3 protein-coding genes and 3 pseudogenes are annotated in these 4,985 nt (G+C 66.7%); 1 reads left to right on the top strand and 5 read right to left on the bottom strand.

The window, feature by feature from the left end:
* The 3 genes and pseudogenes from ACIP98_RS41820 to ACIP98_RS41810 all read right to left on the bottom strand — a co-directional run.
* On the bottom strand, nt 1-416 hold a 416-nt coding region (locus ACIP98_RS41820), incomplete at its 3' end, for a transposase family protein (RefSeq protein ID WP_401982054.1).
* A 1,336-nt stretch (nt 417-1,752) separates the two neighbouring features.
* Nucleotides 1,753-2,136 (bottom strand): annotated as a pseudogene (locus ACIP98_RS41815) (thymidylate synthase).
* Between the two features lie 59 nt (nt 2,137-2,195).
* Nucleotides 2,196-2,471: a hypothetical protein gene (locus ACIP98_RS41810; protein WP_401982052.1), complete on the bottom strand. Its 276-nt coding sequence runs from the start codon at nt 2,469-2,471 to the stop codon at nt 2,196-2,198.
* A gap of 169 nt (nt 2,472-2,640) precedes the next feature.
* On the opposite strand from ACIP98_RS41810, the pseudogene ACIP98_RS41805 reads away from it, so the two are divergent.
* Nucleotides 2,641-2,877, top strand: a pseudogene (locus ACIP98_RS41805) (transposase domain-containing protein); the annotation flags it as partial.
* A 99-nt stretch (nt 2,878-2,976) separates the two neighbouring features.
* Here the strand turns inward: ACIP98_RS41805 and ACIP98_RS41800 are convergent.
* Together ACIP98_RS41800 and ACIP98_RS41795 are read right to left on the bottom strand one after the other, a co-directional pair.
* Nucleotides 2,977-3,722: pseudogene (locus ACIP98_RS41800) on the bottom strand (transposase); the annotation flags it as partial.
* 1,053 nt (nt 3,723-4,775) lie between these two features.
* On the bottom strand, nt 4,776-4,985 hold a 210-nt coding region (locus ACIP98_RS41795), incomplete at its 5' end, for a hypothetical protein (protein ID WP_401982050.1).

The following is a 4,985-nucleotide window of genomic DNA, read 5'->3' as shown; positions in this document are numbered from 1 at the left end:
ATCCACATGATCTCGCCGTGTGGGTCGGTGATGACCTGGAGGTTCACGCCGTGGCGGCGGTGCTTGCCGGAGTAGTCGGCGCGTTGGTCGCCGACGCGGTCGCATTCGGCGAGGGTGCCGTCGACGAGCACGTACTCCGCGTCTGCCTCGCGCAGGGCGCGGGTCAGGCCTGGCGCGCGGTGGGCCAGGAGGTCGATGACCGCGTGCACGTAGGCGTGGGCGGTGCCGACGCTGATCCGGAAGCCGGCTGCGATCTGTGCGAGGGTGTCGTGCTTGCGCAGGTAGACCAGCGCGACCAGGGCACGCTGCGAGGGCCGGAGTTTGCAGCGGCGGTCACCCTCCCGGGTGACGATCAGCATCGTCACCCACTCAACGAGCGCGTGAGGCAGGTCCAGTGCGGCAGGATACGTAACCAACGGGGCTCCCCGGCAGAAGAGTTGAGACGTCAGACATCTCGCTCAACCGTCGAGGAGCCTCGTCCGTTTCGCACCGGTCTCCAACCAGTGGGCCGTCACCCGATCGGTGGCCCCGCTGAAAAGGCTCAATGACCAGTTTCGCAGCCGTCATCACCACGCGGTCCGCCACGGTGGGAATCGATAGCGGCCGGAACTCCCCCGGCCGCCCCGATTTGGGAATCTGGACCCGTCGCAGCACTGACGGACGATACGTATGCGCCCGCAGTCTCTGCGAAAGATCCTGGAGGAATACATCCACCCCCGAGGATTCCACCGCGCCGACGGTCATGCCGTCCACGCCGGGGGCACCCCGGTTTGCGCACACACCGGCCCACGCCCCGCCTCAGAACGTCCATGCGGTGGACATGGCCATACAGGGCGTGAAAGCGGCGTCCGGGTTCATGCTTGGCACAGCGGTAAAGCGTCCGTTGCAAGGCTCGGACCTTGTCCAGAGGACGGCGACCTGGTCCTGCGACGCTTTCCTCCCGGCGGATGGAACTAGCCGTAACGGCACTCATCCGGATCCCTCCCTGTTTTCGAATCGCGTCGATGAAGCAGGGGCCCTTCGCTCCCAGCGGGTTGTGTTGTCCCGCCGATCGTCACTACTACGACCCCCTCCGACCGCCTCTCGACAACCCGCCATTTCCCGGTTCTGTCGGTTATAGGTAGGCCACGCTTCCCGGGCCGCAATACCCGGGGCCGAGGAGGCTCTCTCCAGTTCCCAGGACAACCTTCCGACCATTCCACGCCCCTTACGCCGGGAGGTTCTTCGACGACCGCTCCAGGCCCCAGATCGTCTTCCGTGGCCTTCGCCAATCAAGCACAGGCTCGGCTCCTCCTTGGCCCGCCCGCGGGCGGGGGTTAAATGACGACGCTGCAGGCTTCACTTCATGTTGCGGACTGGTCGGTTGCACGCCCCCTAGGGGCGCCTGTCACTCCACTTCGACGTCACCATTTCGGGCGACGCCGGGAGTCAGCTACCGGGGACCCTGGCGGGCTCCCCGGACCGGACTTGCACCGGCTGGCTACCCTGAACTTGACGTCCGGTTACATCGTTAACACCCTTTCTGAACTGGGAAGACGCCCGGACTGCTGGACGTACGCTTGTTGTTTAACCTCGCCGGTTCACCTGACCCGCTGATCTCGGATTCTTCCTGAGACAGCAGGGCGGTCGTTCATCACGCTTCGAAATGTCGAGCAACGTCGCGTGAAGGAACGGCTGCTGGTGAAGAGTCTGGCTCCTGAAAGGTCCCGTAGACGCCGCGCTGAGCGTGCTGTCCCACTTTCGTGTCGAGTTCTACGACTGCCCGTACAAAGGGCGGACGCGCTCTTCGAGCTCACCGACGCAGTGCTGTGCGCGGACAGTCCGTTGACATCGCTGCTCGACGTGGTCGTCGTAGATGTGCAGCGAGCCCACGTGCAGGTAGAACTCGCCCAGCTCCGCGTCGAGCCACCCAGCGACCAGCTCGTGCAGGACGGTGTAGAAGAACACGTCGTACGGCATGCCGATTTATACGTCCTGACCGCGCATCGTGGTCGCCGTGTATAGGCGGCCAGCACGCAGGTGGAAGCGGAAGCCGAGGGTGCAGGGCACGTCCTTGTGCCCGGAGGTGTCCTGGGCCGGGTCGTAGAGCTGGATCAAGGACCGTCGGGAGTCGGGGTCCTCCTTGAGGATCTCCACGACACGGGCCAGCCGATCCACTTTGCCGGCCCAGTTCAGCCGCTTGCGCAGGATCTCGGTCACGAAGCGCCGAACGGGAACGTGCTGCACATACAACCAGCCGGCACCATCCGGTGGGAGGCGAGCGAAGAGCTGTAGCGCTCCAACACGCCCATTACGTTCTCGACGAGATCGCGCAGCTCCTGCCGGTCGACGGGTATGGCCTCCAGCTCCGCCGTCTTGATGCAGTCGGTCTGCACGCGGTGCAGGGCGTCGCTGCCGACAAACGCCCATCGGGGCCGGCCCCCGAAGTCGGAACGGACCAAGCCCAGGCCGCCGGTCGGACGGATAGTCACACCAGGCTCCGCTCGATGAACGGCTCGGACAGTTCGCCAGTATTCCACCGCGCCCGCTTCGGGACCGGGTCCTGTGGCTGATGCGTTCACCGCCGGCCACCTGGGCGAGTCGACGAGATACGTCCCGCTTGACCTGGTCGATGCGGTGCTGGCGTAGACCGGTCGTGTCCAGAAACGGTTGCGGCTACTTCCCTCGCGGGTCGGGGTCTACTTCCTGCTGGCGCTCGGACTGTTTCCCCACCTGGGGTATCTGCCCGTGTGGGGCATGCTGACCAGTGCGCTCCCCGATGCGGCACGGGTTTCGGAGAAGGCTCTGCGGGATCTGCGCCACCGGATCGGCCCTACCTCCAGGTTTCGTGACGGTCTGCCGACGGAGTCGGTGGACCGTTTTCGTGCCGGGGGCTGAGGCTGGCAGGCTGAAGATGTGAGTGTCACCTCCGGGCGGTGCCGGGTTCCACTGCTCCGGGTGTGGGGGTGCTGTTCGTGGGGACGGGGAATCGGCTGGTCAGCCGGGGTCGGGTAGGTGGGTGAGCCGGTCGAGGGCTGCGGTGATGTGACTGGTCCAGGGCCAGTGCCGGGCCAGGCGGAGGATTCGCCGACGGCCGGTGGTCACGAGTTGTCTGGCTGCGGTGAACAGACGGAGCCGTAGGCGGCGAGGCTCCCGGAGTCTGGCCGTGCCGGTCAGGGCGAGGATCGGTATCCAGGCCAGCAGGTCCAGTGCGATCTGCATGATTTCCAGCCAGATCCGATTCTGGGCTGTGCGATGCAGGGGCAGGTTGCGCAGGCCGGTGGCACGGGCGGCGCGGATCCGGTCCTCGGCCCGGGCCCGCAATCGGTGACGGAGTTCGAGTCCGGCGATCGGCCGGTCTGGGGTGTTGGTCGCGAAGCACGTGATCCGCATGCCGTCCGCATCCGTGATCCTCAGCTGGGCGCCAGGATGGGGTCGTTCCTTGCGGATGATCAGTCGCATGCCCTTGGGCCGAGTGTGCAGGAGGTTGCCGGTGAGTTCGGCGGCCCAGGCCCCGTGCCGGGTCTCACCGTTGGTCTCGGCGGCCACTGTCCAGGCCGGGGCGGGAACCTTCAGCACGTGCCCGTGGATCGCTTCGGTGACCGTCATGCCGACCGAGTAGGACAGCCAGCGTTCTCGCCGCGCGAGCCAGGACACGAAGTCGTGGGTGCCACCCGCGCAGTCGGTGCGGATCAGGGTCTGGCGCCCCCCCGCCGTCAGTGCTTGGGCAGTTGGGCCAGGGCTGTGCCGCAGACTCATCAAGAACGACCAGCCACTCTCGACCGCGCCGGGACAGACAACGGTGCATGGCGAGGACCTGGGAGCGTTGGTCCAGGCGCAGCGCCTCGGCTGGGACCACCCACTGCCCACGCAGGCCTGGATGCTTCAGGGCAGCAACCCTTGGAGAGGCCGCAGGCGCCTCATACGCAGGCGGGCAAGTGGGCGGTGAATTCGGGACGCCCGGCAGTTCCACGTCCGCGAGGGGGCCTTGCAGATGCTCCGGAAGCATGTCGAGCGGCTCACCGAGCCCGACGGGACCGTGACCGAGGTCAAGCTGGGGCAGTTCGTCGACAGCGACGCGCGGAACTCAACGCACTCAGCAAGCGCTGGTAACCACCAGCGAGAGGGAGGCCCGACCGGGTTCGAGCATGGCGTCTCAGCTGGTTCACAATAGTGCAATTATGCACGATTTGGCCTCCCGCTTCGGGGCAAGAAGCCGAGGCGGGAGGCCGGGTGGTGCGCCTCCGGTCCGGCTTCGCAACCCTTCGGCACACCAACTAGATATTAGTGGGGGGCACTTCGAGCTGCGTGCTAACTGCTGCGTCATTAAGTAGCAGTGGAGTGCCAACTCCGGTGCCCTTCCTGCCGCTGAATTCAGCCTGCGCAGACCCCGGGGGCATACAGACCTCCCAGGGATCTCGTGCTGAAGGCCCGCAGAATCCTTCGCGATGCCCGGCTGCAAAATGTGGCGTCGGCGGAGCGGCGGGGTGTCACGGATTCTCCTTCGTGGTCGGCTCCGGTGACCGACGAGGAAGGCGGGCAGGAGTCCCCGGGGCGGCATGGCCCGGGGACTCCTGCTGCCAGCTCACGCCCATGGCGGGGGCTGGCGGTACCGCGTAGGTGCGGGCAGTGAGCGCCTAGCGGAGGACGCTGGCGGCACGAGGGCATGACACACGTGGTCCTGGACGGCACGCTGATCGAGTCAGACCGCATCGCCAGGCCCGCTGCCGGGACGGCAACGACCTGTTTTCGAGTAGCCGAGGGGAATCTCACCCCTCGGCTACTCGACAGGTCCGTCAGTGCAGGCCGAAAGCGCGGATCACCGACTGGGTGACGGTGTTTCCGGCCGAGTCGCGGGCGGTGGCCCGCAGGGAGACGAAGCCGGCGTGCTTCGGCGGCGCCACCGCGTAGCGGCCGTCGTGACCGCAGGTCGCCTTCCGCCACGTGCGGCCGTCGTCGTACGAGAACTCCACCGTGACGGGGGCGATCGTGCCCGCTCCCGCGGC

Origin of the sequence: Streptomyces sp. NPDC088354 (genome assembly GCF_044753585.1) — a bacterium.
Lineage (GTDB): Bacteria > Actinomycetota > Actinomycetes > Streptomycetales > Streptomycetaceae > Actinacidiphila.
This window is presented reverse-complemented; position numbering and strand designations above follow the sequence as displayed.